Origin of the sequence: Leminorella grimontii ATCC 33999 = DSM 5078, assembly GCF_000439085.1 — a bacterium.
Taxonomy (GTDB): Bacteria; Pseudomonadota; Gammaproteobacteria; order Enterobacterales; family Enterobacteriaceae; genus Leminorella; species Leminorella grimontii.
The window spans coordinates 165137-190657 of the sequence record NZ_AUUA01000002.1; the positions used below are offsets into that span (position 1 = coordinate 165137).

Below are 25521 nucleotides of genomic sequence, written 5' to 3' on the forward strand. Positions count from 1 at the left end.
AGAGTGGGACAAAAAACCAAGCCTTCTGTATTGAGTCACTCTATACTATGAAACACGCCAGCGCGGCTGCGTTCGTACTGAAACTGCGCCGCGACTATCAAAGCTATCACCATAAAACACGATTGGAGAAAAAATATGCGTCATCCACTAGTTATGGGAAACTGGAAACTCAACGGCAGCAGACATATGGTCAATGAGTTGATAGCGGGTCTTCGTCAGGAACTGAGTAGCGTAGACGGCTGTGGCGTCGCTATTGCACCGCCGTTTATTTATCTGGACCAGGCGAAGCACGAGCTTGCCGGTAGCCGCATCGCCTTGGGTGCGCAAAACGTTGACGTTAACCTGTCCGGCGCGTTTACCGGCGAAACCTCTGCCAACATGCTTAAAGACATTGGCGCCAAATATATCATCATCGGCCACTCCGAGCGCCGCACTTATCATAAAGAGAGCGATGAAGTTATCGCTGAAAAATTCGCCATTCTGAAAGAGGCCGGCCTGATCCCCGTTCTGTGCATCGGTGAAACCGAAGCAGAAAACGAAGCTGGCCAAACGGAAGCCGTATGCGCCAGGCAGATTGACGCCGTATTAAAGACGCTGGGCGCTAAAGCGATGGAAGGCACCGTTATCGCCTATGAACCCGTATGGGCTATCGGTACCGGCAAGTCCGCCACCCCGGCCCAAGCGCAGGCGGTGCACAAGTTTATCCGCGATCACGTCGCTAAGCACGACGCGCAGGTCGCCGCCGGCCTTATCATTCAGTACGGCGGTTCCGTCAATGCGGCTAACGCGGCCGAGCTGTTCTCCCAACCGGACATCGACGGCGCGCTGGTTGGCGGTGCATCGCTGAAGGCCGACGCGTTCGCAACTATCGTAAAAGCCGCAGCTGAAGCGAAAAAAGCGAAGTAAGATAGAGAGATAAATAAAAACGCCCGGCGCAGCTAGCGTCGGGCGTTTTTATTGGGCACGCGGCCTAAGTTAGTACAGCTCTTTTGCCGTCTTCAACCAGTCGCTCTTAAACGGACGCTTCATATTCTCAATCGCGTCGATGATGTCGTGATGCACCATCTTTTCGTTCTGAATGCCGACGCAGCGGCCACCATATCCCTGAAGCAGCAGGTCAATAGCATAAGCCCCCATGCGTGAGGCCAAGATTCGATCATAGGCAACCGGAGAACCGCCGCGCTGGATGTGGCCCAGCACCGTCGCCCGCGTATCGCGATGGGTTTTTTCCTGAATGTATTTTGCCAGCTCATCGATGTCGCATACGTGCTCGGTAATGGCCACAATTGCGTGCTTCTTGCCCTTGCTGATGCCCGCCATGATCTCTTCCACCAAATCATCTGACTTAAACTCGATCTCAGGCAGGACGATAAACTCACAGCCGCCGGCGATAGCCGCCGCCATCGTCAGATCGCCGCAGTGGCGCCCCATGACTTCTACGATGGAAATGCGTTGGTGAGATGAAGAGGTATCGCGCAGACGGTCAATGGCCTCAACCACGGTTTGCAGAGCGGTAAAGAAGCCGATGGTGTAGTCAGTACCGGCAACGTCGTTATCAATCGTTCCCGGCAGGCCGATGCAGGCAATGCCGCGTTCGGTCAACAGCTTGGCGCCCATATAAGAACCATCGCCGCCGATAACGACAAGCGCATCTATCCCTCTGTTTTTCAGGTTGTTTATGCCCTTTTCCCGCACTGCGGGGTCTTTAAACTCCGGATAGCGCACCGAACCTAAAAATGTACCGCCGCGGTTAATAACGTCGGAGACGCTATAGCGATCCAGCCGCTCCATGCGGTCTTCACACAGCCCCTGATAGCCATCATAAATTCCGAAGACTTCCAGTCCTTGGGATAATGCCGAGCGAACGACGCCTCGAATAGCCGCATTCATCCCCGGAGCATCGCCCCCGCTCGTTAAAACGCCAATTCTTTTGATCATGACTACCTCTGAACTGAAGATGTTATTTTGAGATATCGTTTTACGACAAGCCACGTCAGACATAACGGTAAAGCTGGCAGAACCGGCCCTACGATAACAGGCCGTCGGCGGGAAAGCGTAGGGTAACCCGCTTTGACCAGAGTACGTTAAACGTACGGTCAGCCAACCGACGCGTACTGTGTATCAGTATAGCAAAGCGGATTGGCTGAATTGATTCAGTTTAAGCTAAAAAGCGTAACGATTTACAGCAATAAAACAACTATTTTTTCGCTACGCGAAAATAGTTTCTCATCGACGCTGCTCCGCCTCAGATCTGGAATCTTCCACTTTGGTCAGGAGGCACTACGGAATGAGGATCTTGGTGGATGATCACTTCCGAATCGGGAAAGCGTCGGCGCAGGTCTTGCTCAACCCTGTCTGCAATATGGTGCGCTTCCAATAAGGGAAGATCGTCGTCCATTTCGACGTGTAGCTGAATAAAACGCGTCGGCCCGGACTGGCGGGTCCTTAGATCGTGAGCGCCAATAATTCCCGGCCAGGAGAGCACGATCTTCATAATCTCTTCGCGCTCGCCGTCGGGCAAAGCGCGATCGAGCAGCGTCTGAACCGCATCATAAGCCATTCGCAGCGCGCTGTACAAAATATATCCACCGATAGCCAGCGCGAAGATGGCGTCGGCCATGATAAAACCATAGGCGCTTAGCCCCAGGGCCGCAAGGATCGCCGCATTCATAAAAATATCGGACTTGTAGTGCAGCATGTCCGCCTTAATCGCCAGGCTCTGCGTTTTCTTGACCACCCAGCGCTGAAACAGCACCAGACACATCGTACAGAAGAGCGAAGCTACCGTTACCAGAATGCCCACGCCGGCCGCCTTGAGAGGCTGCGGGTTTAAAAGGTGTTGGAAACCGGTCAGAAACAGAAAAATGGCCGAACCGCTAATGAACATGCTTTGCGCCAGAGCGGCCAAGGATTCAGCCTTACCGTGACCAAAGGTATGCTGTTCGTCGGCCGGCTGCAGCGCATAGCGAATCACAAACAGGTTGGTCAGCGACGCGGCAATATCCACCAGCGAATCCACCAGACCGGCCAACAGGCTGACAGAACCGCTAATCCACCAGGCAATCACCTTTATCAACAGCAGCAAAGACGCCGTCGCCGTCGCTAAAGCCGCTGCCCTTTTAACCCAGTGCCCATACTGCTCGCTCACGCCAAACTCCCTCATTCAAGGCCGATTTAAACCGCTAGTATAGTCAGTTAGCATTTTTCAGACAAAAAAAACCCCGCTGTTACGCGGGGAAGACATGGATGGTGTCTAAGGCAAGGAAAAACATACATCATAGGAACTACATACGACTACATACACTACTAGGGTTGGGAATCTTCATACTTCCGCAATTGGTCTAACTTCTGCTGAAGCCTGGCAACTTTCTCGGCGTGCTTTTGGTTAAACACGGCCTTCTGTTCCGGCGTCAACAGGCTATAAAACTGGTGGCTTACCTTCGCTAACGCAACCTGCTTTTCAACCTGAGCCTGTGCAATCAATTCGGCCTGTCTGAAAGCAGCTGCCTCATCAAAGCTGTCTGAGATAATCAGCGAGTGCATCGCTTCAACGTTGTCCAGATACATTTTCGGCATCACGTCGTGATAGTTCTGCCTTATCAGGTCTCGCATCTGCTGACGCTGCTTTGCTGAAAGCTCTAATCCTTCAAACATCCCGCGCTGTTGCATGACGCGGTCTCTTAACACATCGCTCCCGACGACCGAAGCCTGTATGGCGGTAACGCCCGGTTGCGAACACTCCGTTGGTTCTGCGCTTTCTGTATCTGCGGCTAACGCGCTGGATGTACTCAGAGCCAGCATTGATGCCATAATTAATACGTTCACTTTATGCATCATCGTCTCCACAAACATCATCGTATCGAACCGATGTAAAACAGTGTACTTTCGCGGATGAAAACTAGCGTCAGCGCATGTAAATGTGTGTAAAGTCATGGAATAACGCTACCTATTCAAGTAATTTTGCTTTCGGAGGAAACGCTATGAGTAAAATATTGCTTGTTGATGACGATCGTGAAATCACTTCACTACTAGAAGAACTACTCGAACTGGAAGGATTCGAAGTTGTTGTTGCTTATGATGGCGAACAGGCAATAAACATGCTGGATAACTCCATCGATCTTCTATTGTTAGACATCATGATGCCGAAGAAAAACGGTATCGATACCCTTAAAGAACTGCGCCAAAACTATCAGACGCCGGTCATTATGCTGACCGCTCGCGGCAGCGAGCTGGATCGCGTGCTCGGCCTGGAGCTCGGCGCAGACGACTATTTGCCCAAGCCGTTTAACGATCGCGAACTTATCGCCCGAATTCGCGCCATTCTTCGCCGTTCAAACTGGACGGAGCAGCAGCAGGAACCCGAGACCGGCAGCAATACGCTGCAAGTTGACCGACTGCGCCTCAATCCGGGGCGTCAGGAAGCCAGCTTTGACGGGCAGACGCTGGAGCTGACCGGCACCGAATTTACGCTGCTGTACCTGTTGGCCCAACGCCTGGGGCAGGTTGTCTCCCGTGAATATTTGAGCCAGGAAGTACTGGGAAAACGCCTGACGCCGTTTGATCGCGCCATCGATATGCATATATCCAACCTTCGCCGTAAGCTGCCCGATCGCCACGACGGACTTCCCTGGTTTAAAACGCTACGCGGCCGCGGATATTTAATGGTGACCGCAACATGATGACCTTTAACAGCCTGACAACCCGCATCTTTGCCATTTTCTGGCTGACGCTGACGCTGGTGATGATGGTCGTTCTGATGGTGCCCAAGCTTGACTCCCGTCAGCTGGCGCCCGTTCTCGACAGCGAACGCCGTCAGGGGACCATGCTGGAGCAGCACGTGGAAGCGGAGCTGGCCAGTACGCCAAACAGCGATTTGATGTGGTGGCGCAGGCTGTTGCAGGCCATTGAAAAATGGTCGCCTCCCGGCCAGCGAATGTTGCTGGTCACGACGGAGGGCCGCATCGTCGGCGTTCTGAAACGTAATGAAATGCAGATGGTGCGTAACTTTATCGGCCAAGCCGATAACTCCGACTACCCTATGAAGAAAAAGTACGGCCTGACGGAAATGGTTGGCCCTTTTTCAGTACGGGATAGGGAAGAGCACTATCAGCTGTATCTGGTGCGCCCGGCAAACAGCGCCCAGTCCGACTTTATCAACCTGCTGTTTGACCGCCCGCTGATGCTGCTGGCGGTAACGATGGTCATCAGCATTCCGCTGCTTCTCTGGTTGGCGTGGAGCCTGGCCAAGCCCGCACGTAAGCTTAAGCGAGCGGCAGATGAAGTAGCGAGAGGCAACCTTAAAGAATCCCCCGAGCTTGAGTTCGGCCCGCTGGAGTTCCGCGCCGCCGGGGCCAGCTTTAACCAGATGGTTTCAGGCCTGGACCGCATGGTTAAAGCCCAGCAGAGGCTGATTTCCGATATTTCCCACGAACTGCGCACGCCGCTAACCCGCCTTCAGCTGGCGACTGCGCTCATGCGCCGACGCCACGGCGAGTCAAAAGAGCTGCTCAGAATCGAGACCGAAGCCCAGCGGCTGGACCACATGATTAACCACCTGCTCGCCCTGTCGCGCAATCAATACAAAAGCGAAATATCCAGAGAGCGCATGATGGCTGACGAACTCTGGGCTGACGTGCTGGACAACGCCAAGTTTGAGGCTGAAAACACCGGGAAAAAGCTTGAAATCGCCGTTCCTCCAGGTCCTTGGCCTATCTTCGGCAATCGCGCAGCCCTTGACAGCGCGCTGGAAAACGTCATTCGAAACGCGTTTCGCTACTGCCATAACCACATCGTCGTCTCATTTCACAGCGACGATAAAGGCATCGAAATCAACGTAGACGATGACGGCCCTGGCGTAGCTGAAGAAGATCGCGAGCAGATTTTCCGCCCTTTCTACCGCACCGACGAAGCGCGAGACCGCAACTCCGGCGGCTCCGGTCTGGGGCTTGCTATAGTAGAATCCGCCATCAACCAGCACGGCGGCTGGGCTAAGGCTGACAAAAGCCCGCTGGGCGGTCTGCGCCTGACGATTTGGCTGCCGGTCTACGTACGTTAAGATACGGCGGCCGTTCAGCTCGCCGCCGTTTTCTGCTATCCTGCGCCTCTCTTCGACTTGGAGGCGTATGTTAAACATCGTTTTATTTGAGCCTGAAATTCCGCCAAATACGGGCAATATTATCCGCCTGTGCGCCAACACCGGCTTTAAGCTTCACCTGATAGAGCCCTTGGGCTTTACCTGGGACGACAAGCGCCTGCGCCGCGCAGGGCTTGATTACCATGAGTTTGCCGCCGTCAAGCGCCACAGGAACTATCAGTCGTTTATCGACAGCGAGCGTCCGGCTCGCCTCTTTGCGCTGACAACCAAGGGAACGCCTGCCCACAGCGCCGTTGCCTATCAGGCAGGAGACTATTTGCTGTTCGGCCCCGAAACCAGAGGGCTACCTGCTTACATTCTGGACGCGTTGCCCAAAGAACAGAAGATACGTATTCCCATGCAGGCGGACAGCCGCAGCATGAACCTGTCAAATGCGGTATCGGTTGTGGTGTATGAGGCCTGGCGCCAGCTGGGGTATCAGGGCGCGCTGCAGCGAGAATAATTAAGGCCGATACAATCGGCCTTAATCAGAAATGCGTGGCGATAGATAAACAGCGGCTCAATCGTCGAGGGAGAGATCCAGCTCGCCTCTGTCGCCGTTAAAGCTTTGGTCCATTTCCATTGAGGGCTTATCGCAGCCTGAGCGGCCCACGATTTTTGCCGGGACGCCCGCTACCGTTGTATAAGGCGGTACGGCCTGCAATACGACAGAGCCCGCGCCGATTTTTGCTCCGCGCCCAACTTCAATATTGCCCAAAATTTTCGCGCCGGCGCCAATCATCACCCCTTCACGGATCTTCGGATGACGATCGCCGCCTTCTTTACCGGTACCGCCCAGCGTCACCGACTGAAGAATGGATACATCGTTTTCAACAACTGCCGTCTCGCCAATAACGATGCCGGTAGCATGGTCAAGCATGATGCCGTGGCCAATGCGGGCCGCCGGGTGAATATCAACGCCAAATACGACGGAAACCTGATTTTGCAGATAGATTGCCAACGCCTTACGGTTCTGATTCCACAGCCAGTGCCCTACGCGGTAGGCCTGCAGCGCATGAAACCCCTTAAGGTAAAGCAGCGGCGTTGAATACTTGTCAACGGCCGGGTCGCGCTGCCGCACGGCCAGAATGTCGCGAGCGGCGCATTCCGTAATGTTGTCGTCAGACTTGACGGCATCCTCAATGATTTCCCGGACTGAAATGGCCGGCATGGTCGCGCTGGCCAGCTTGTTGGCAAGAATGTAGCTAAGGGCGTTGCCCAGGAACTCGTGGTTCAGCAGCGTCGAATGAAAGAAGCTGGCAAGAATGGGTTCACACTCTACCAGTTTTCTCGCTTCCTGTTTGATTTCCAGCCAAACCTGCATTGACTCTGATGACATCTTTCAGCTCCTGATAACACCGCCGTACACAACAGATAAAGATAAAGTGAAAAAGATAAGCGAGCGCAGGGGCAGGCGCGCGTTAGAGCGCGCTCTGTTCGTCCCGGCTTGTCCTGCCGAGCAGGGAAAGCGCCGCTTCGCGAGCGTTTTTACCGGCATAAAGCACCTGATAAATCTGCTCGGTTATCGGCATTTCAACGCCGTAGCGCTGGGCCAGAATCCAGACCTCTTTGGTATTGCGATACCCTTCAACCACCTGACCAATCAGCGCTTGAGCTTCAGAAACCGATTTCCCTTCCCCCAGCATGATACCGAAGCGGCGGTTGCGTGACTGATTGTCGGTACAGGTCAAGACCAGATCGCCCAGGCCCGCCATGCCCATAAAGGTAGAGGGTTCAGCGCCCAGAGCCGCGCCCAGGCGGCTCATTTCGGCCAGCCCGCGGGTAATCAATGCAGTGCGGGCGTTTGCGCCAAAGCCGATGCCGTCAGACATTCCTGCTCCTATCGCAATGACGTTCTTCACCGCGCCGCCGAGCTGAACACCGATAAAGTCAGGGTTGCTGTACACGCGAAAGCTCTTCCCGCAGTGCAGCAGCTTTTGAAGATCTTCAGTAAAGTGGGGATCGGAGGAAGAAACGGCAATCGCCGTAGGCAGCCCCGCTGCCAACTCTTTGGCAAAGGTTGGGCCGGAAATCACCGCCAGAGGAATATCGTTTCTCAGCGCCTCTCGGGCAACGTCCTGCAACAGCCGACCGGTGTCGGCCTCCAGCCCTTTTGTCGCCCACACGATGCGGGCGTCGGGCCGCAGGAACGGTTTAATCTGACGTAATACGTCGCCAAAAACGTGGCTCGGCACGACGACGAGAATGTCGCGGCTGGCGCCAACGGCCTTTTCAAGAGAGCTTTCCAGCCGCAGGCTGTCGGGAAACGACACGTCCGGCAGGAAAGCCTGGTTCTTTCTGTCCCGCTGGAGCCGGTCGATATGTTCAGGGTCATGCCCCCACAGAACGACCGAATGGCCATTACGCGCCAGCGTAATGGCCAGCGCCGTACCGTAAGATCCGGCCCCGATGACCGTCATATCGACCTGATTCACGCGAGCGTCCTTATTGTTGTGAGGCTTCAGCCTGCTCTGCTTCAGCCTGCTGCTGCAGATAGTTCATAAACAGCGCGTCAAAGTTAACCGGCGCCAGGTTCAACTGCGGGAAAGTACCGCGAGTAACCAGGCTGGTCACGCACTCACGCGCATAAGGGAACAGGATATTCGGGCAGTACGCGCCCAGGCAGTGCGCCATCTGGGAGCCGTCAAGGCCGGTAACGTGGAAAATACCCGCCTGCTGAACTTCACACAGGAATGCGGTATCTTCGCCCAGCATTGACGTCACCGTCACGCGCAGCACAACTTCATAAACGTCTTCAGCCAGCTGGCTTGAGGCCGTGTCCAAATCCAGCTTGACTTCAGGCTCCCACTCTTTTTGGAAAACCAACGGCGCGCCCGGCGATTCAAAGGAAATGTCCTTCGTGTAAATGCGCTGGATCTGGAAGCTCATATCTGGATTGCTTTGCTCTGACATAAGAAATTACCTTTAAGTTAGATGTCCTTTGCCGAGCCGCCTTAATTTTTGCGTCAAAAAGCGGCCAGGCAGAATGCTAAAAGCGCACGCCGGGTGCGTTATTTACCACGAATCTATTTACCACGGACTAAGGGAAGATTTTCGCCGGTCCAGCCAGACAGGCCGTTTTTCAGCGTATAAACCCGAGAGAAGCCCTCTTTAACCAGCGCTTCCGCCGGCGCCTTAGAGGCCGTGCCGTTGGCGCACAGTACGATTACCGGGCGATCCCTGTGCTTATCCAGAACGGCAAGCGTTCCGTTTTTGATATCGGTAGGCGTCAGGTTGATAGCGCCGACGATGTGGCCCTTACGGAAATCATCGATCGTGCGGGTATCAACGACGACCGCTTCTTCGCTGTTGATAAGGCGCGTCAGGTCGGTATTGCCGATTTCTTTAACTTTTGAGGTCGCGCTCTTAAACGTTGTAAAAATAACGGCGATCAGCAAACCCAGCCATCCAAAGCTCAGGAGTGGGTGGTTGCTGACAAATTGCATAACTTGTTCCATGGAGGATAACAACTCGCTGTTTAGGATTAATCTCTAAGGTTATGGAGTATACCTGCGCCCGGCGTCAAATACAGCCCAAATCCCCAACGTGGTGCAGAAAATACGGCATATCTCTAGAAATTCTATCAAGAGTTGTCAGTCATATATATTGAAAAATCGTAAAAATATTCCTGCGATTTCGATTTTTACGCTTATTTACCGCGAGTGTAGTAAAATTGGGCGTCTGGCTATAGCACTTATCGTTACTACCAATTTCCTAATATGGTATAAGACTGAGAAATTCGCGTTTTATCATTTATTACGAGGTTAATTGCATGTCGAGCACAAAGAAACCGATGGTTCTCGTTATCCTTGACGGCTACGGCTATCGGGAAGAGAAGCAGGATAACGCCATTGTTAACGCCAAAAGGCCCGTAATGGACGCCCTGTGGCAAAACTATCCGCATACGCTTATCGCCGCTTCCGGCCTGGACGTAGGCCTGCCCGATGGTCAAATGGGCAATTCGGAAGTCGGCCACGTCAATTTGGGCGCGGGGCGCATCGTTTATCAGGATCTCACTCGTCTGGATAAAGAAATCAAAGACGGCGACTTCTTTACCAACCCCGTATTAACCTCAGCGGTAGATAAAGCGGTCACGACCGGGAAAGCGCTTCACATTATGGGCCTGATGTCGCCTGGCGGCGTTCACAGCCATGAAGATCACATTATTGCGATGATCGAGCTAGCGGCAAAGCGCGGAGCTAAAGCCGTTTACCTGCACGCCTTTTTAGACGGACGCGACACCCCACCCCGTAGTGCGGAATCAACACTGAAACGATTCACTGAAAAATTTGCCGAGCTGGGTAACGGCCGCATTGCTTCGGTAGTCGGGCGCTACTACGCCATGGACCGTGACAACCGCTGGGATCGCGTTCAGCTGGCTTACGATCTGATGGTCGACGCTAAGGGCGAATTTAACGCCGAGGACGCCGTCAGCGCCTTGCAGGCTGCCTATGCGCGCGATGAAAACGACGAGTTCGTTAAGCCTACCGTCGTACAAAAAGCCGGCGAGCCCTCCGCCGCCATGCAGGACGGCGACGTCATGGTATTCATGAACTTCCGCGCCGACCGCGCCCGTCAAATCACCCGCACCTTCATTAATCAGGATTTTGACGGCTTCAGGCGCAACCGCGTGATTAACTTTGGCGAATTCGTGATGCTGACGGAGTACGCCGCCGACATCAAGGCCAGCTGCGCCTATCCGCCGGAGTCGCTGAACAACACCTTCGGCGAATGGCTGATGAAGCATGACAAGACTCAGCTTCGCATTTCCGAGACTGAAAAATATGCCCACGTCACTTTCTTCTATAATGGTGGAGTGGAGCAGCCGTTTAACGGAGAAGATCGCATTTTGATCAATTCGCCGAAAGTCGCTACTTACGATCTTCAGCCGGAAATGAGCTCTGCCGAACTCACTGAGAAGCTGGTCGCCGCGATCGAAAGCGGAAAATACGACGCCATCATCTGTAACTATCCTAACGGCGACATGGTAGGACACACCGGCATTTACGACGCCGCGGTCAAAGCGATTGAAGCGCTTGATGACTGTATTGGACAGGTGGTTGACGCCGTCAAGCGCGCCGACGGCCAGTTGCTCATCACCGCCGACCACGGTAACGCCGAGCAGATGCGCGATCCGCAGACGGGCCAAGCGCATACCGCCCACACCAACCTGCCGGTACCGTTGATTTACGTAGGAAAAGCGGCCGAAACGGTAAACGGCGGCAAGCTTTCCGATCTGGCGCCCACCATGCTTAGCCTGATGGGAATGGAAATACCAAAAGAGATGACTGGCAAGCCCCTGTTCATCGTGAAATAATCCCTTCCCATGAAGGGAAAGGCTTTTACTTATTTATCTACCGCCAGGAGGTCGATTGTGCAGCCAGCGAAAAAGTTACCTGCACTGCACACATCGACCGGCCGACGCGGTTTATCTCTCCTGTGCGCCGGCGCAATCTATGCGGGCGCACAGCTCTTCTCTTTACCTCTTTACGCTGAAAACAACAAACAGCAGTTAGACAGCGTACTGCAAGATATCGCCGAAAAAGAACAAAACGTTAAGCGCCAGCAAAAGCAGCGGGAAGGACTACAGAGCCAACTGCAGGAGCAGGAAAAGACCATCGCTCAGTCAAGCCTGGCGCTGCGTAAAACGCAGAGCGCGTTAAAAACGCTGAGCGGCGAGATAGGCGCGCTCAACGTTAACATCAAGCGCCTGCAAAAACAGCAAAACGCACAGCAGGAACAGTTGGCCAAACAGCTCGACGCGGCTTTTCGCCTGGGGAAAAGCTCTGAGCTTCAGCTCATTCTTGAAAGCGAGGAGAGCCAGCGCAGTGAGCGCATTCTGGCCTACTATGGCTATCTAAATGAATCTCGCCAGAAAACGATCGGTCAGCTAAAAGAAACGCAAACCGATCTGGCGGAAGAAAAAAGTCGCCTACAGCAAAAGCAGACCGAACAGAAAAACCTGCTTGGCGAACAAAAAAGCCAGCAAGAGCAGCTGGAATTAGCCCGCCAGGCCCGCCAAAAAACCCTTAGCGAGCTGGACGCTTCCATTCAGGCTGACCAGCAAAAGCTGGCGGAACTAAAGAAAAACGAAGCCCGACTGCGCGATCAAATCGCCAAAGCGGAGCGAGAAGCCAAGGCCCGAGCAGAGCGCGAGCAGCGGGAAGCGGAAAAACTGCGCGCCAGGCAGCAGCAGGCGCAAAAATCCGGCTCGGTGTATAAGCCAACCGAAGAGGAACGCGCGCTGATGGCGCGTACCGGCGGGCTCGGACGACCGGCCGGCCAGGCGCTTTGGCCGGTTAAAGGCCGCGTAAGCCACAGCTTTGGCGAGGCCCTTCAGGGCGAGCTGCGCTGGAAGGGAATGGTCATCAACGCCCCAGAGGGCAGTGAAGTTCGCGCAATTGCCGATGGCCGCGTCCTGTTAGCCGACTGGCTTCAGGGCTATGGGCTGGTCGTGGTGGTTGAACACGGCAAAAGCGACATGAGCCTGTACGGCTACAACCAAAGCGCGCTGGTCAGCGTCGGCAGCCAGGTGAAGGCCGGGCAGCCCATTGCGCTAGTGGGTACCAGCGGCGGCCAGGGAGAGCCTTCGCTCTACTTTGAAATCCGTCGGCAGGGTAAAGCGGTCAATCCGCGCCCCTGGCTGGGAAATTAAGCATGTTTAAACGCATTATCCGTACCTTATTGCCAAGCGCGCTGATGTTTTACTGCCTCAGCGCATTTGCCGCTCCCGCCCGGCTGGCTATCGTTATCGACGACTTCGGCTATCGAAAACACAACGAAGAGCAGGTTTTGAGCCTGACGCCGGCGATTTCGGTCGCTATTTTACCCAACGCGCCGCTGTCAAAAGAGATGGCTCAGAAAGCCTATCAAAACGGCAACGAGATCCTTATCCACATGCCGATGGCGCCTATCAGTAAGCAGCCCCTCGAACGCGACACGCTCAAGCCTACGATGGGAATAGAAGAGATCCGCCGCATTATCGCTCAGGCCATACGCAACGTTCCCCACGCCAAAGGGATGAACAACCACATGGGCAGCGCCATGACGTCCGACCTTGAAGCGATGCGGCGCGTAATGAAAACCCTGAGCCACTATCAGCTCTACTTCCTGGACAGCATGACGATAGGCAGCAGTAAAGCGACGCAGGCGGCGGAAGGAACATCGGTACAGGTTGTTAAAAGAAAAGTATTTCTCGATGACGATCAGAGCGAAGCCGCCGTGCGTAAACAGTTTTTATTGGCAGTGAGGATGGCGCAGAAAAACGGTTCCGCCATCGCTATCGGCCACCCTCACCCTTCCACCGTGCGAACGCTGCAGTTGATGATCCCTGAACTCCCGGCCGACGTTAAGCTGGTTCCCGTCAGTGCCCTTCTGCCTTCAGCAAAACCACATTCGGAGCCAGAAGAATCACAGAAGAAAATGCCGGATTTAAGCGGCTTTCAGCAGTGTTCCGCCGCCCATAGCCATCTGTCCTCTTTAGCCTATAAAACCGTAAAAACGGCGATCGGCGCTACGCCGGCCACGCTTTCTCTCGATGCCTATATGGGCTATTGCCAAAGAACCTCAAGGCCTGAAGCGCCGCAGACGGAAAACGCCGAGAAGCGGTAGGTCGAGCTTACGCACGCTGAATTGAACAAAACCGGCGGCTACGCTACTATCTACCCCCTCAATAAAAGGGAACCCATCCCCACTTTATTTATCAAAATAGATGAATCGCGCGGAAAGCGTTCAGACGATAAACGCTTTCTGACATACCTGAAAATGCCCCCGCAGCGCGGCATTAGACAACGAACCCTACGGGGACGGACGGTGGAACCATGATTATCGTAACGGGCGGCGCCGGATTTATCGGCAGCAACATCATCAAGGCACTAAACCAGACCGGCTACCAGGATATTCTGGTTGTCGATAACCTGAAAGACGGCACCAAGTTCGCCAATCTGGTGGATTTAGACATCGCCGACTACATGGATAAAGAAGAGTTTCTTGCCCACATCATCGCCGATGACGACTTGGGCGACATCGACGCCATTTTCCACGAAGGGGCCTGCTCTTCCACGACGGAGTGGGACGGCAAGTACATGATGGACAACAACTATCAGTACTCCAAAGATCTGCTTCACTACTGTCTCGATCGCCAGATCCCCTTTCTGTACGCCTCTTCCGCCGCCACCTACGGCGGGCGCAGCGACAACTTTATTGAAGACCGGCAGTACGAACAACCGCTGAACGTTTACGGCTACTCCAAATTCCTGTTCGATCAATACGTGCGCCAAATCCTGCCGCACGCCGAATCGCAAATCTGCGGCTTCCGCTATTTCAACGTGTACGGCCCGCGGGAAAACCACAAGGGCAGCATGGCCAGCGTGGCCTTCCATCTGAATAATCAGATTAATAAAGGCGAAAATCCGAAGCTGTTTTCCGGCAGCGAAGGCTTCCGTCGCGACTTCATCTACGTCGGCGACGTCGCTCAGATGAATCTGTGGTTCTGGAAAAACGGCGCATCGGGCATATTCAACTGCGGAACCGGCCGCGCCGAGTCCTTCCAGGCGGTCGCCGATGCCGTACTGGCGTACCACAAGAAAGGGCAAGTCGAGTACATCCCCTTCCCTGAGCACCTAAAGGGCCGCTATCAGTCTTATACTCAGGCGGACTTGACCAAGCTGAAGGCAACGGGCTATGACCTGCCGTTTAAAACCGTAGCCGAAGGCGTTGCCGAATACATGGCCTGGCTTAACAGAGACGCCTAAGCCCCGCGCGCGCCCATAGGCGCGCTCGAAATTCAAAGCCCGAAATTAAACGTTTTCGGGCTTTTATTTTAACGCCATAATAATAAATTACGCATTGTCAGACCTGTGGGAAGAACGCATGAAAACGCTGATCATTGGCCCCTCTTGGGTTGGAGACATGATGATGTCTCAAAGCCTGTACCGAACGCTGAAGGCGGAAAACCCAGAGATTGACATCGACGTTATGGCGCCAGCCTGGTGTCGACCGCTGTTGGCGCGCATGCCGGAAGTCAGTCAGGCGATCCCCATGCCGCTGGGGCACGGCGCGCTGGCCGTGGGCGAGCGTTATCAGTTGGGCAAGCGGCTTCGCGACAGCGGCTACGAGCAGGCAATCGTCCTGCCGAACTCCCTCAAGTCGGCGTTAATCCCCTTTTTCGCAAAAATTCCTAAACGCACGGGCTGGCGCGGAGAAATGCGCTATGGCCTGCTCAACGACATCCGCACGCTGAATAAGGCCGCGTTTCCCCTGATGGTGCAGCGCTACGTCGCATTGGCCTATGACGGACGGCGCATTCAGAGAGCGGAAGACATCCCACAGCCGATCCTCTGGCCTCAGCTGCGCGTTGAGCCAGGTGAAGCCAAGCTGGCGCAGGAGGCGTTCCACCTGAACGCAGACCGCCCGGTTATCGGATTTTGCCCGGGCGCCGAATTCGGCCCGGCCAAACGCTGGCCCCACTATCACTATGCGGCGCTGGCAGGCTCTCTGATTGAGATGGGCTATCAAATCGCTCTGTTCGGCTCGGCAAAAGACAAAGAGGCGGGAGAAGAGATCCGCCGCGCGCTGGCCGAATCGCAGCGGGAGCGCTGTTACAACCTGGCGGGTGAAACGCAGCTCGAGCAAGCCGTGGCTTTGATTGTCGGCTGCCGCGCCGTCGTCACCAACGATTCAGGCCTGATGCACGTCGCGGCCGCGCTGAACAGGCCGCTGGTCGCGCTCTACGGCCCCAGCAGCCCGGACTTCACGCCGCCGCTGTCTCATGACGCGAAAGTGATTAGACTGATAACCGGCTACCACAAGGTGCGCAAAGGCGACGCCGCTCAGGGTTATCACCAAAGCCTGATAGACATTCAGCCACAGCAGGTACTCACTGAACTTACGGCGTTGCTGAACAAGCCGGACAATAAGGAAGCTCAATAGATGCGGGTGCTTATTGTAAAGACCTCCTCGATGGGCGACGTGCTGCATACGCTTGCGGCGCTGACGGATGCGCAGCGGGCTATTGCGGACATTCGCTTCGACTGGGTAGTGGAAGAAGGCTTCGCTCAAATCCCTAGCTGGCACAGCGCCGTCGATCGCGTCATTCCGGTGGCAATCCGCCGCTGGCGCAAGTCGTGGTTCCACGCCCAGACGCGTAAAGAAAGGCAGGCGTTTAAGGCTCGCCTTCAGGAACGGCAGTACGACGCCGTTATTGACGCTCAGGGGCTGATAAAAAGCGCCTTCCTGGTCACGCGCAAGGCCAGAGGCGTTAAGCACGGGCAGGACCGCCGCAGCGCCAGAGAACCTCTCGCCAGCTGTTTTTTCGACGTAAAGCATTACGTTGCCAAAAACCAGCACGCGGTAGAGCGCACCCGCCAACTGTTCGCCCTGAGCCTCGGTTACCCCGTTCCCACTGAAGAAGGCGACTTTGCCATTGCCGAACGTTTTCTAAGCGTTCCTCCGCAGGACGCTAACCGCTATCTGGTCTTTCTGCACGCGACAACGCGTGACGACAAGCACTGGCCCGAGCGTCGCTGGCGGGAGCTTATCGCCTCCATAGCGGATTGCGACCTTAAAATAAAGCTGCCGTGGGGCGCGCCCCACGAACGCGAAAGGGCGCTAAGGCTGGCGGAAGGCAATCCTAACGTCGAGGTGTTGCCCAAGCTGACGCTTGAAGAAATCGCCCGCGTTTTGGCGGGCGCAAAGGCCGTCGTCTCCGTCGATACCGGCCTAAGCCACATGACGGCCGCGCTGGGAAGGCCGAACCTGACGCTATACGGCCCGACCGATCCGGGGCTTATCGGCGGCTACGGCAGCAATCAAAGTGAAATACTGGCGCCGGGGCAGGATCTCAATGCGCTAAGCGCACAAACGGTGAAAGAGCGCCTGTTACAGATAATCCAGCCCGGCGGCGACCGGCCGCTGGAATAATAAAAAAGTGTGACCCAGGTATGATATTATGCCCGTCACTCAATAATACCCGCTCTCGAAGCGGCTATTTATTTTAACGATCGGCCGATCAATGCGCCGTCGAGTGTGGATACGCTATGCTGAGGTTTATTTACTCATTTCTGCTTTATCTTCTACAGCCTTTCATCTGGCTGCGCCTCTTCCTGCGCGGGCGTAAAGCGCCGCAATACAGAAAGCGATGGGCAGAAAGATACGGGTTTTGTCGCGGTAAAGTTGAACCGGACGGCATTATGCTGCACTCCGTTTCCGTAGGAGAAACCCTGACGGCGATCCCGCTAGTTCGCGCCCTGCGCTATCGCTACCCTCGGCTACCGATCACCGTCACCACCATGACGCCCACCGGGTCAGAGCGCGTGCTGTCGGCTTTTGGCGACGACGTCCACCACGTCTATCTGCCCTACGATCTGCCCGGATCGGTAAACCGCTTTTTAAATCAGGTTCGCCCCAAGCTTGTCATCATTATGGAAACGGAGCTGTGGCCCAATCTTATCCATCAGCTTAATCGCCGTCAGATACCGCTGGTCATCGCCAACGCGCGGCTCTCCGAGCGTTCCGCCAACGGTTATCAGAAGCTGGGTAAGACCATTCGGGACATGATGCGCAAAATTACGCTTATCGCCGCACAGAACCAGGAAGACGGCGAGCGATTTATTCAGCTTGGCCTGAAGCGCTCGCAGCTGGCGGTAACCGGTAGCCTGAAATTCGATATTTCCGTAACGCCCGAGCTCTCCTCCCGCGCGCTTAGCCTACGCCGACAGTGGGCTCCTCACCGTCCGGTGTGGATCGCCGCCAGTACGCACGACGGTGAAGAACAAATCGTTCTTAACGCCCATAAGGCGCTGCTTGAGCGCCATCCCGATCTGCTGTTAATTCTGGTGCCCCGTCATCCGGAACGTTTCTCTACCGCCGAACAGCTGACCGCCGCGGCCGGGCTGAAGTTTATTACCCGCAGCAGCGGCAAAGTGCCGACCGGGGACGAACAGGTCGTTATCGGCGATACGATGGGCGAACTGATGTTGCTGTACGGCATCGCCGACGTGGCGTTTGTCGGCGGCAGCCTGGTTGAGCGAGGTGGGCATAATCCGCTGGAGCCCGCAGCCCACGGCGTACCGGTAGTCATGGGCCCGCACACGTTTAACTTCAAAGACATTTGCAGCAAGCTTCAGCAGGCAGAAGGCCTGATCGTCGCTACCGATGCGGGCTCTCTGGCCGAATCGGTTGAAGGCCTGTTGAGCAATGAAGAATACCGTCAACGCTGCGGACAAAACGCCACCAACGTGTTGATGCAAAATCAGGGCGCGCTGGAAAAGCTTTTGGCGCTGCTGGAGCCCTATTTACCAACGCGGATCCACTGAGTCCGCACGTCCGTTTAACGGCGCGTGCGGTATACTCACAGTAAGTTTGCTACGCAGGGGGCCGCCGGCTGCCCGAGGAGATGCCATGACGACTCAACGCGCTGAATATACCAAAGCCATCTATCCGGGAACGTTCGATCCGATGACCAACGGTCATCTGGATATCATCACCCGCAGCGTTCGCATGTTTGACCATCTGGTTATTGCTATCGCGCGCAGCCCGAGCAAAAGCCCGCTGTTTACGCTGGAAGAGCGAGTCGAACTCGCCAAGGCCGCTACGGCACACCTTCCCCGCGTAGAAGTCGTCGGATTTAGCGAGCTGATGGCGCACTTTGCGCAAAAGCAGGGGGCGAACGTGCTGATCCGAGGGCTGAGGGCCATCTCCGACTTTGAGTACGAGCTTCAACTCGCCAGCATGAACCGACACCTGATGGCCGACTTGGAAAGTATTTTTCTGATGCCTTCAGAGAAGTGGTCTTTTGTCTCGTCGTCGCTGGTCAAAGAGGTGGCGCGCCACGGGGGCGATATCACCTCTTTTCTACCGCCGGTCGTTTCCGAAGCCTTGATAAAGAAGCTTAGCTAGCGGGTTACTTCTGGCAGCGCCGACAAAAGAACGAGGAGCGCTGCCCAAGCTTTTCGCTTTCTATCGCAGTGCCGCAAACCCGGCAGGGTTCTCCCATTCTGCCGTATACCTGAAGCTCTTGCGCAAAATAGCCGGGCTTTCCGTCCGCCTGCAGGAAGTCTTTCAGCGTCGTCCCGCCCTGCTCTATAGATCGGCTTAGAACGCGTTTTATCTCGGCGACTAAAATGCCACACTCCGCTTCCGTCAGCGATCCCGCCGGGCGAGTTGGCAATATTCGGGACTCAAACAGAGATTCGCTGGCGTAGATATTACCCACGCCGACAACCAGCTTGTTGTCCATCAGCCAAGGCTTGACCTGCGTCTTTTTAGCGCGGGATTTCTTAAACAGATATTCCCCATCAAATTCGTCGCTCAAAGGCTCCGGCCCCAGATGCTTCAGCACGCCGCAGTCGGACAAATCGTCAGCCCAAAGCCAGGCGCCGAATCGGCGAGGGTCCGTATAGCGCAGGACTTTACCATTAGAGAGCACGAAGTCGACGTGATCGTGCTTGCCTGGAGCAATGGGTTCCGGCAGTACCCTCACGCTGCCCGACATGCCGAGATGGCCAATAATCCAACCGCCATCGAGCTCAATCAGCAGATATTTCGCCCTGCGCTGTACGCTCAGTACTTGCCTGTCCTTCAATGACAAAATCTGTGCGGATACCGGCCAGCGCAGCTTGGGCTGGCGCACGACGGCGTTGACAATGCAATATCCAACCAGATGGGGCTCAATGCCGCGGCGGCTGGTTTCTATCTCCGGCAGTTCTGGCATTCGCCGAGTCTCCTTGAAATTAAATAGTGATGTACGGCGTTAAACAATATGTGAACCGAGCGCGTCATTCAACCGCTATGCCAGCGTCTTCCCTACCCACTCGCCGGAAACAGCGGCTAAAAATACCGAACGACGGAAACAAAAAAACCCGACCAAGGTCGGGTTTTTAGCATCACGCCGTATAACGAAGCTTACTTAATTTTGGCTTCTTTATAGATAACGTGCTGACGGACAACCGGATCGTACTTTTTCAGTTCCAGTTTTTCCGGCTTAGTACGCTTGTTCTTCGTGGTGGTATAGTAGTGACCTGTACCAGCTGAAGAAACCAGCTTGATCTTCTCGCGAATACCTTTAGCCATGGTTCAGTTCCTTAAAACTTCTCACCGCGGGCACGAAGATCGGCTAACACCGCATCGATACCCTTCTTATCAATAACGCGCATACCTTTAGCAGATACACGTAAAGTTACAAAACGCTTTTCGCTCTCAACCCAGAAACGGTGTGAGTGCAGGTTCGGCAGGAAGCGACGCTTTGTGGCGTTCAACGCGTGAGAGCGGTTGTTGCCGTACATAGGGCGCTTGCCGGTAACTTGGCAGACTCGTGACATGTCAAAATTCTCCAAAAATCAATATCAGCTCGAGCTTCTTTAGGATGTTGGCAGCCTCGTCAGGCTTTAGAGCCAATCTCAGCATGCTCTGCTGAGGCGAGACGTCTACGGTCAGAACCTGCTGAGATAGGCTCGCATACCACATCCATAATTCTCAAAGGTGGCGTAGTATACGCTCTTAGCGAATACGGCTCAAGTGCTGAAGGGAAAAGATCCTCAAGGATCGTAAAAAAGCGCTAAATCCAGCCCCGTTCGGCAAAAGAAACGTGCGCTCCTTGCCCCACCACTACGTGATCGAGCACCCGTATGTCTACGATCGCACAGGCATCTTGTATCCGCTGAGTGACTCTTCTGTCGGCCTGGCTGGGCTCAGCCCTACCGGACGGATGATTATGAGCCAGAATCACCGCAGCCGCGTTCGATTTTAACGCCTCGCGGACAACCTCTCTGGGATGGACCTCAACGCTGTTGAGCGTACCGCTGAACATCTCCTTATGGTAAAGCACCTGGTGCTGATTATCCAAAAAAATGACGACGAACACCTCCCGCTCCCGATGCGACAGCAGGTTTTGCAGGTAGCCGAAGGTCAGCGACGGGCTGCTTATCGGGCACATGACCTTTAGCTGGTGCCCGAGATACCGGCGGGACAGCTCAACCGTCGCATGCAGCTGTGCAAAACGCGCCAGCCCCAGTCCGTACCCCTGACAAAACTGGTTATAATCAGCCGACAGCAGCCCGTGGATAGACCCAAACTCCCTTAATATTCGGGCCGAGAAGTCCATAACGTGAAGCCCTCCTCGGCCAGTCTTAAAAAATACCGCCAGCAGTTCCCTATCAGAGAGCGCTTCTGCGCCATACGCCAGCAGCTTTTCTCTGGGCGCACAGCCTCCTTCCCAAAACGGTGCATCTTTTTCTTTCATCTCCACCTCCTTGGTCAAATACTTTGGCAACCTGGGGGAAATGAATCTACTCACTGTGAACAATGTCGGAACATACTTCCAATAAAATATTTTATTTACCAGTACATTACATACTATCGTGCGAGATACTTCGCGTTATGTTTTTCCTGCATTCAATAAACGGTATAAATACAAATCCTGAAACTCTATTTGTGCTAGTATATCGGCGTTACTGTATATATAATCAGTATTCTGATTCATTCTTTTCGCAATAAGAATGTGCAAGGAATGCTTGTTCTCTTCGCCCTATCGAAGGTTGTGATAAACTCCGCGGCATGCTTTCCAATTTCAGGGTTTTCCCTTAAAACAAGTCCGTTAAAACAAATCAGCGAAAACAAATCAGTGAAAACAGAATGAGGCGGCGATGATGGCAGCGCTAAACGGAAAAAAAATAGTATTAGGCATAGGCGGCGGCATCGCCGCCTATAAGTGCCCGGAAATCGTACGTCGCCTGCGCGACAAGGGCGCCGACGTGCGGGTTGTGATGACGCCAGCGGCAAAGGCCTTTATCACGCCGCTAACGCTGCAGGCCGTTTCCGGCCATCCCGTTTCTGACGATTTGCTGGACCCGGCGGCCGAAGCCGCTATGGGTCATATCGAGCTAGGCAAATGGGCGGATCTTATTCTACTGGCCCCTGCGACGGCCGACCTGTTGGCTCGCCTGGCCGCCGGAATGGCCAACGATCTGGTGACCACCCTGTGCCTTGCCAGCGCGGCTCCCGTCGCCGCTGCGCCTGCGATGAACCAGCAAATGTATCGCGCGCAGGCGACGCAGGATAATCTCAAAACGCTAGGAGCTCGGGGAGTCCACCTTCTAGGGCCAGACAGCGGCTCTCAGGCCTGCGGTGACGTCGGGCCGGGAAGAATGCTGGATCCTCAGGACATCATCGCGCGCTGTGAAGAAATACTGCATACGCCGCAGGACTTGGCTCACCTCAACGTTCTGCTTACCGCAGGCCCAACCCGCGAGGCGCTGGACCCCGTTCGATTCATCACCAACCACAGCTCCGGAAAAATGGGCTATTCCATCGCCCGCGCGGCGGCCGCGCGCGGCGCTAACGTCACGCTGGTTAGCGGCCCTGTAGATCTCGCGCCGCCCGCCAACGTTACAATCGTTAACGTCACCAGCGCGCTGGAAATGCGTGAAGCCGTCATGTCTCGCGCCGCAGGGCAAAATATTTTTATTGCCTGCGCTGCCGTTGCCGACTATCGTGCGCTCCACATTGCCGATGAGAAAATTAAAAAACAGGGCGACGAGCTCACCCTGAAAATGATAAAAAACCCCGATATCGTGGCTGAAGTCGCCGCTATGCCGGCTGCGCGCCCGTTCGTCGTGGGATTTGCCGCCGAAACGCAGAATGTGGAAGAATATGCGCGCTCAAAGCTGGCCCGCAAAAATCTTGACCTCATCTGCGCAAACGACGTGTCACGGCCGGGACAAGGATTTAACAGCGACAGCAATGCTCTGCATCTGTACTGGTCAAACGGCGAGATGAGCTTACCCTTAAGCGATAAATCTTTGCTTGGTCAAAAACTGATGGACGAAATCGTCAAACGCTATGAAGAAAAAAATTGATGTAAAAATTCTCGATCCCCGCATCGGGACAACCTTTCCGCTTCCCGCCTACGCAACGCCGGGCTCTGCCGGGCTGGATCTTCGCGCCTGTCTGGACGAAGCCGTTACGTTAAATCCGGGAGAAACGAAGCTGCTGCCGACGGGCCTGGCCATTCACGTTGCCGACCCGTCTCTCGCTGCGGTGATCCTGCCGCGTTCCGGGCTTGGACATAAGCACGGCGTCGTGCTGGGCAATCTGGTCGGCCTTATCGACTCCGACTATCAGGGGCAGCTCATGGTTTCAGTCTGGAACCGCGGCCAGACGCCTTTCGTTATTGAACCGGGTGAACGTATTTCACAAATGGTTTTTGTTCCCGTCGTACAGGCTGAATTCAACATCGTTGAAGACTTTGAAAGCAGTGAGCGCGGCGAAGGCGGTTTCGGCCACTCCGGACGCCAGTAGCGTTTTCACCATAAAAAATAACGGTTATCAGGCCGGCTTACCGCCGGTCGATTGGGCGTGGGCTGTATCCCGCCCTAATTTGGACGTCACTGGACATGGTAGAAAAAGTTACAAAGAAAAATCGTAAAGAAGACATTCTGCAGGCGTTAGCCCAGATGCTGGAGTCAAGCGACGGCAGCCAGCGCATTACGACCGCCAAGCTGGCGGCGAACGTTGGCGTGTCCGAAGCGGCGCTTTATCGCCACTTTCCCAGCAAAATGCGGATGTTTGACAGCCTGATCGAGTTTATTGAGGATAGCCTCAACAGCCGCATCAATCTGATACTGCAGGATGAAAAAGACACCTTTCACCGCATTCGCCTCATTATGCTTCTCATTCTGGGCTTTGCGGAAAAGAATCCGGGGTTGACGCGGATTATGACCGGCCACGCCCTGATGTTCGAACAGGACAGGCTTCAGGGAAGGATAAATCAGCTGTTTGAGCGGATAGAAACCCAGCTGCGGCAGGTGCTGCGGGAAAGAAAGCTGCGCGAAGGAGAGTCTTTTGCCTATGACGAAAGCCTGATAGCCAGCCAGCTGCTCGCCTTTTGTGAAGGTATGATGTCCCGCTTTGTACGCTCGGAGTTTCGCTACCGCCCGACGGAAGAGTTTGAGCTACGCTGGCCGATGCTGGCGCTTCAGCTTCAGTAGCCTATACGGCGCGACGCATATATAAAGAGGGGCGGTGTTAACACCGCCCCTCTTTATTTCCGAACTTGGAAACAGGTTACTTAGCGGCTTGCGATACCGATGCTGCGCCATAGAGCGGCGCGTTCACCTCTTCACGCACGTTGGCTACGTCCTTTTCCGTAACGGGTTCAGCCTTATTGCCCCAGCTGTTGCGAATAAAGTTGACCACGTCGGCCACCTGCTTATCCGTAAGTCGAGTAGCAAAGTCAGGCATAGCATAAGGCGTAGGCGCTTTAAACGTAGACGGCAGAGTTCCCCCTTTCAAAATGATATGAATCAGGGACGTTGCGTCTTTAGTGGCTAACGCAGAATTACCCGCCAACGCGGGGAAAACCTCCGCATAGCCTTTGCCGTCAGTACGGTGACAGGCGGCACAGCTGTCAACGTATACGCTGGCGCCTACGGCGCTGTCGTCACCGTTAAACAGCGCCTTATAGGCCGTATCGTCATACTTAAACGGCTTTTGACCCGCATCAACCGGCGGCAGCGATTTAAGATAGCGGGCAATCGACGTCAGATCCTCCTGCGTCATGTACTGCATGCTCTGCGTCACCACGTCGCTCATGGCGCCGAAAACCGCCGTATGCTCGGTGCGGCCGGTACTCAAAAACTGCACCAGCTGCGCCTCGCTCCAGCTTCCCAGCCCGTCGCGCAGGTCGCCCCGCAGGTTTTTCCCTACCCAGCCTTCCATCGCATTGCCGCCGGATAGATAAAGCGCCCCCTCTTGCGCAGTCAGCGCTTTTTCCTGCATGCCGATGCCGCGAGGGCTATGGCATGCGCCGCAGTGCCCTAATCCCTCAACGAGATAGGCACCGCGGGCGATGACAGGATCCTGCCCGGACGCGGGTTCAAACGCCTTCACTTCCGGCGCAAACATCCAGCGCCAGGCCGTCAGCGGCCAGCGCATAGAGAGCGGCCAGGTGATGTCCGTCGGCTTATTGGCCTGATTTACCGGCTGCACGCCGTGCATAAAATAGGCATACAGCGCGCGCATGTCCGCATCGGTGACTCGAGCATAGGAAGGGTATGGCATCGCCGGGTAGAGAGTATGGTCCTTGCCGATACCGTGACGCACGGCGTTGTCGAAGTCCTCGAAGCTGTACTCGCCGATCCCGGTTTGCTTATCCGGCGTAATGTTAGTGGAATATATCGTTCCAACGGGTGATTCCATCGGCAGCCCACCGGCGAACGGCTTGCCGCCCGACGCCGTGTGGCAAGCAACGCAGTCGCCGGCGCGGGCCAAATATTCACCCTGTTTGATTAGCGTTGCGTCCTTATAGTCAACCGACTCAGCCGCGAAAAGCGGCGCGCTCAGCCCCAGAGCCAGCCCAGCGGCGAAAAGAAGTCTGTTCATCATCGTCTCCT

27 protein-coding genes are annotated in these 25521 nt (G+C 55.0%); 15 read left to right on the plus strand and 12 right to left on the minus strand.

The genetic code is table 11. From position 1 onward, the window contains the following. The first annotated feature begins 135 nt into the window (after positions 1-135). A complete protein-coding gene (tpiA, locus tag G544_RS0105165; protein ID WP_027273603.1) occupies positions 136-906 on the plus strand; it encodes a triose-phosphate isomerase in 771 nt (256 codons plus the stop codon). A gap of 69 nt (positions 907-975) precedes the next feature. On the opposite strand, the gene pfkA is transcribed toward tpiA, so the two are convergent. The 3 genes from pfkA to cpxP all read right to left on the minus strand — a co-directional run bounded on the left by pfkA (position 976) and on the right by cpxP (position 3834). Then, positions 976-1938, minus strand: coding sequence for a 6-phosphofructokinase (gene pfkA / locus G544_RS0105170; protein WP_027273604.1), 963 nt, complete (start codon positions 1936-1938; stop codon positions 976-978). A 307-nt stretch (positions 1939-2245) separates the two neighbouring features. Then, positions 2246-3148, minus strand: coding sequence for a CDF family cation-efflux transporter FieF (fieF, locus tag G544_RS0105175; RefSeq protein ID WP_027273605.1), 903 nt, complete (start codon positions 3146-3148; stop codon positions 2246-2248). A 158-nt stretch (positions 3149-3306) separates the two neighbouring features. Next, on the minus strand, positions 3307-3834 hold the full coding sequence (gene cpxP, locus G544_RS0105180; RefSeq protein ID WP_027273606.1) for a cell-envelope stress modulator CpxP: 528 nt from the start codon (positions 3832-3834) through the stop codon (positions 3307-3309). Between the two features lie 146 nt (positions 3835-3980). On the opposite strand from cpxP, the gene cpxR reads away from it, so the two are divergent. The 3 genes from cpxR to trmL all read left to right on the plus strand — a co-directional run bounded on the left by cpxR (position 3981) and on the right by trmL (position 6596). Beyond that, positions 3981-4679: an envelope stress response regulator transcription factor CpxR gene (cpxR, locus tag G544_RS0105185; RefSeq protein ID WP_027273607.1), complete on the plus strand. Its 699-nt coding sequence runs from the start codon at positions 3981-3983 to the stop codon at positions 4677-4679. Beyond that, positions 4679-6055: an envelope stress sensor histidine kinase CpxA gene (cpxA, locus tag G544_RS0105190; RefSeq protein ID WP_036023481.1), complete on the plus strand. Its 1377-nt coding sequence runs from the start codon at positions 4679-4681 to the stop codon at positions 6053-6055. Before cpxR ends, cpxA begins: the two co-directional genes overlap by 1 nt. A gap of 67 nt (positions 6056-6122) precedes the next feature. After that, positions 6123-6596 carry a tRNA (uridine(34)/cytosine(34)/5-carboxymethylaminomethyluridine(34)-2'-O)-methyltransferase TrmL gene (gene trmL / locus G544_RS0105195; protein WP_027273609.1) on the plus strand — a complete coding sequence of 158 codons (474 nt, stop codon included), beginning with the start codon at positions 6123-6125 and terminating at the stop codon, positions 6594-6596. 57 nt (positions 6597-6653) lie between these two features. On the opposite strand, the gene cysE is transcribed toward trmL, so the two are convergent. The 4 genes from cysE to G544_RS0105215 form a co-directional block, all read right to left on the minus strand. Beyond that, complete coding sequence (cysE, locus tag G544_RS0105200) at positions 6654-7472, minus strand: serine O-acetyltransferase (RefSeq protein ID WP_027273610.1); 819 nt, start codon at positions 7470-7472, stop codon at positions 6654-6656. Positions 7473-7554: 82 nt separating this feature from the next. Continuing rightward, positions 7555-8553 carry an NAD(P)H-dependent glycerol-3-phosphate dehydrogenase gene (gene gpsA / locus G544_RS0105205; RefSeq protein WP_134389244.1) on the minus strand — a complete coding sequence of 333 codons (999 nt, stop codon included), beginning with the start codon at positions 8551-8553 and terminating at the stop codon, positions 7555-7557. Between the two features lie 25 nt (positions 8554-8578). After that, positions 8579-9046, minus strand: a complete 468-nt coding sequence (secB, locus tag G544_RS0105210) for a protein-export chaperone SecB (RefSeq protein ID WP_027273612.1) — start codon at positions 9044-9046, stop codon at positions 8579-8581. A gap of 113 nt (positions 9047-9159) precedes the next feature. Continuing rightward, positions 9160-9591, minus strand: a complete 432-nt coding sequence (locus G544_RS0105215; protein WP_027273613.1) for a rhodanese-like domain-containing protein — start codon at positions 9589-9591, stop codon at positions 9160-9162. 314 nt (positions 9592-9905) lie between these two features. Between G544_RS0105215 and gpmM the strand changes: the two genes are divergently transcribed. The 8 genes from gpmM to coaD all read left to right on the plus strand — a co-directional run bounded on the left by gpmM (position 9906) and on the right by coaD (position 19030). Beyond that, the gene (gene gpmM, locus G544_RS0105220; RefSeq protein ID WP_027273614.1) at positions 9906-11450 is read left to right on the plus strand and encodes a 2,3-bisphosphoglycerate-independent phosphoglycerate mutase; all 1545 of its coding nucleotides are present in this window, start codon (positions 9906-9908) and stop codon (positions 11448-11450) included. A 9-nt stretch (positions 11451-11459) separates the two neighbouring features. Then, on the plus strand, positions 11460-12788 hold the full coding sequence (gene envC, locus G544_RS0105225) for a murein hydrolase activator EnvC (RefSeq protein ID WP_036023368.1): 1329 nt from the start codon (positions 11460-11462) through the stop codon (positions 12786-12788). A gap of 44 nt (positions 12789-12832) precedes the next feature. Next, positions 12833-13744, plus strand: coding sequence for a divergent polysaccharide deacetylase family protein (locus G544_RS19985; protein WP_245614610.1), 912 nt, complete (start codon positions 12833-12835; stop codon positions 13742-13744). A 209-nt stretch (positions 13745-13953) separates the two neighbouring features. Beyond that, positions 13954-14886: an ADP-glyceromanno-heptose 6-epimerase gene (gene rfaD, locus G544_RS0105235; protein WP_027273616.1), complete on the plus strand. Its 933-nt coding sequence runs from the start codon at positions 13954-13956 to the stop codon at positions 14884-14886. Between the two features lie 118 nt (positions 14887-15004). Continuing rightward, positions 15005-16063 (plus strand): ADP-heptose--LPS heptosyltransferase RfaF, encoded by a 1059-nt coding sequence (gene rfaF, locus G544_RS0105240; RefSeq protein ID WP_027273617.1) that lies wholly within the window; start codon positions 15005-15007, stop codon positions 16061-16063. After that, positions 16064-17053 carry a lipopolysaccharide heptosyltransferase RfaC gene (rfaC, locus tag G544_RS0105245; protein WP_027273618.1) on the plus strand — a complete coding sequence of 330 codons (990 nt, stop codon included), beginning with the start codon at positions 16064-16066 and terminating at the stop codon, positions 17051-17053. Positions 17054-17169: 116 nt separating this feature from the next. Beyond that, positions 17170-18447, plus strand: a complete 1278-nt coding sequence (gene waaA / locus G544_RS0105250; RefSeq protein WP_027273619.1) for a lipid IV(A) 3-deoxy-D-manno-octulosonic acid transferase — start codon at positions 17170-17172, stop codon at positions 18445-18447. 85 nt (positions 18448-18532) lie between these two features. Continuing rightward, complete coding sequence (gene coaD, locus G544_RS0105255) at positions 18533-19030, plus strand: pantetheine-phosphate adenylyltransferase (RefSeq protein ID WP_027273620.1); 498 nt, start codon at positions 18533-18535, stop codon at positions 19028-19030. A 4-nt stretch (positions 19031-19034) separates the two neighbouring features. Here the strand turns inward: coaD and mutM are convergent, their stop codons facing one another. From mutM to radC, 4 genes are all read right to left on the minus strand, one after another. Then, the gene (gene mutM, locus G544_RS0105260) at positions 19035-19844 is read right to left on the minus strand and encodes a bifunctional DNA-formamidopyrimidine glycosylase/DNA-(apurinic or apyrimidinic site) lyase (RefSeq protein WP_027273621.1); all 810 of its coding nucleotides are present in this window, start codon (positions 19842-19844) and stop codon (positions 19035-19037) included. Positions 19845-20035: 191 nt separating this feature from the next. Continuing rightward, positions 20036-20203 (minus strand): 50S ribosomal protein L33, encoded by a 168-nt coding sequence (gene rpmG / locus G544_RS0105265; protein ID WP_027273622.1) that lies wholly within the window; start codon positions 20201-20203, stop codon positions 20036-20038. A gap of 11 nt (positions 20204-20214) precedes the next feature. Further along, complete coding sequence (gene rpmB / locus G544_RS0105270; protein ID WP_027273623.1) at positions 20215-20451, minus strand: 50S ribosomal protein L28; 237 nt, start codon at positions 20449-20451, stop codon at positions 20215-20217. 236 nt (positions 20452-20687) lie between these two features. After that, positions 20688-21371 carry a RadC family protein gene (gene radC, locus G544_RS0105280; RefSeq protein WP_027273624.1) on the minus strand — a complete coding sequence of 228 codons (684 nt, stop codon included), beginning with the start codon at positions 21369-21371 and terminating at the stop codon, positions 20688-20690. 403 nt (positions 21372-21774) lie between these two features. Between radC and coaBC the strand changes: the two genes are divergently transcribed. From coaBC to slmA, 3 genes are all read left to right on the plus strand, one after another. Continuing rightward, complete coding sequence (coaBC, locus tag G544_RS0105285; RefSeq protein WP_027273625.1) at positions 21775-22986, plus strand: bifunctional phosphopantothenoylcysteine decarboxylase/phosphopantothenate--cysteine ligase CoaBC; 1212 nt, start codon at positions 21775-21777, stop codon at positions 22984-22986. After that, positions 22970-23428, plus strand: coding sequence for a dUTP diphosphatase (gene dut / locus G544_RS0105290; protein WP_027273626.1), 459 nt, complete (start codon positions 22970-22972; stop codon positions 23426-23428). The genes coaBC and dut overlap by 17 nt, the downstream gene beginning before the upstream one ends. 95 nt (positions 23429-23523) lie before the next feature. Continuing rightward, positions 23524-24117: a nucleoid occlusion factor SlmA gene (gene slmA / locus G544_RS0105295; protein ID WP_027273627.1), complete on the plus strand. Its 594-nt coding sequence runs from the start codon at positions 23524-23526 to the stop codon at positions 24115-24117. A gap of 76 nt (positions 24118-24193) precedes the next feature. Here the strand turns inward: slmA and G544_RS19990 are convergent, their stop codons facing one another. Then, positions 24194-25510: a cytochrome c gene (locus G544_RS19990; RefSeq protein ID WP_051155609.1), complete on the minus strand. Its 1317-nt coding sequence runs from the start codon at positions 25508-25510 to the stop codon at positions 24194-24196. Between the last annotated feature and the right edge of the window lie 11 nt (positions 25511-25521).

Bases quoted from the DNA above. Each gene is read 5' to 3' on its own strand.
- tpiA (WP_027273603.1), top strand. From the start codon at position 136: ATGCGTCATCCACTAGTTATGGGAAACTGGAAACTCAACGGCAGCAGA.
- pfkA (WP_027273604.1), bottom strand. From the start codon at position 1,938: ATGATCAAAAGAATTGGCGTTTTAACGAGCGGGGGCGATGCTCCGGGG.
- cpxP (WP_027273606.1), bottom strand. From the start codon at position 3,834: ATGCATAAAGTGAACGTATTAATTATGGCATCAATGCTGGCTCTGAGT.
- cpxR (WP_027273607.1), top strand. From the start codon at position 3,981: ATGAGTAAAATATTGCTTGTTGATGACGATCGTGAAATCACTTCACTA.
- cpxA (WP_036023481.1), top strand. From the start codon at position 4,679: ATGACCTTTAACAGCCTGACAACCCGCATCTTTGCCATTTTCTGGCTG.
- trmL (WP_027273609.1), top strand. From the start codon at position 6,123: ATGTTAAACATCGTTTTATTTGAGCCTGAAATTCCGCCAAATACGGGC.
- cysE (WP_027273610.1), bottom strand. From the start codon at position 7,472: ATGTCATCAGAGTCAATGCAGGTTTGGCTGGAAATCAAACAGGAAGCG.
- gpsA (WP_134389244.1), bottom strand. From the start codon at position 8,553: ATGACGGTCATCGGGGCCGGATCTTACGGTACGGCGCTGGCCATTACG.
- secB (WP_027273612.1), bottom strand. From the start codon at position 9,046: ATGTCAGAGCAAAGCAATCCAGATATGAGCTTCCAGATCCAGCGCATT.
- G544_RS0105215 (WP_027273613.1), bottom strand. From the start codon at position 9,591: ATGGAACAAGTTATGCAATTTGTCAGCAACCACCCACTCCTGAGCTTT.
- gpmM (WP_027273614.1), top strand. From the start codon at position 9,906: ATGTCGAGCACAAAGAAACCGATGGTTCTCGTTATCCTTGACGGCTAC.
- envC (WP_036023368.1), top strand. From the start codon at position 11,460: ATGAAGGGAAAGGCTTTTACTTATTTATCTACCGCCAGGAGGTCGATT.
- G544_RS19985 (WP_245614610.1), top strand. From the start codon at position 12,833: ATGTTTTACTGCCTCAGCGCATTTGCCGCTCCCGCCCGGCTGGCTATC.
- rfaD (WP_027273616.1), top strand. From the start codon at position 13,954: ATGATTATCGTAACGGGCGGCGCCGGATTTATCGGCAGCAACATCATC.
- rfaF (WP_027273617.1), top strand. From the start codon at position 15,005: ATGAAAACGCTGATCATTGGCCCCTCTTGGGTTGGAGACATGATGATG.
- rfaC (WP_027273618.1), top strand. From the start codon at position 16,064: ATGCGGGTGCTTATTGTAAAGACCTCCTCGATGGGCGACGTGCTGCAT.
- waaA (WP_027273619.1), top strand. From the start codon at position 17,170: ATGCTGAGGTTTATTTACTCATTTCTGCTTTATCTTCTACAGCCTTTC.
- coaD (WP_027273620.1), top strand. From the start codon at position 18,533: ATGACGACTCAACGCGCTGAATATACCAAAGCCATCTATCCGGGAACG.
- mutM (WP_027273621.1), bottom strand. From the start codon at position 19,844: ATGCCAGAACTGCCGGAGATAGAAACCAGCCGCCGCGGCATTGAGCCC.
- rpmG (WP_027273622.1), bottom strand. From the start codon at position 20,203: ATGGCTAAAGGTATTCGCGAGAAGATCAAGCTGGTTTCTTCAGCTGGT.
- rpmB (WP_027273623.1), bottom strand. From the start codon at position 20,451: ATGTCACGAGTCTGCCAAGTTACCGGCAAGCGCCCTATGTACGGCAAC.
- radC (WP_027273624.1), bottom strand. From the start codon at position 21,371: ATGAAAGAAAAAGATGCACCGTTTTGGGAAGGAGGCTGTGCGCCCAGA.
- coaBC (WP_027273625.1), top strand. From the start codon at position 21,775: ATGATGGCAGCGCTAAACGGAAAAAAAATAGTATTAGGCATAGGCGGC.
- dut (WP_027273626.1), top strand. From the start codon at position 22,970: ATGAAGAAAAAAATTGATGTAAAAATTCTCGATCCCCGCATCGGGACA.
- slmA (WP_027273627.1), top strand. From the start codon at position 23,524: ATGGTAGAAAAAGTTACAAAGAAAAATCGTAAAGAAGACATTCTGCAG.
- G544_RS19990 (WP_051155609.1), bottom strand. From the start codon at position 25,510: ATGAACAGACTTCTTTTCGCCGCTGGGCTGGCTCTGGGGCTGAGCGCG.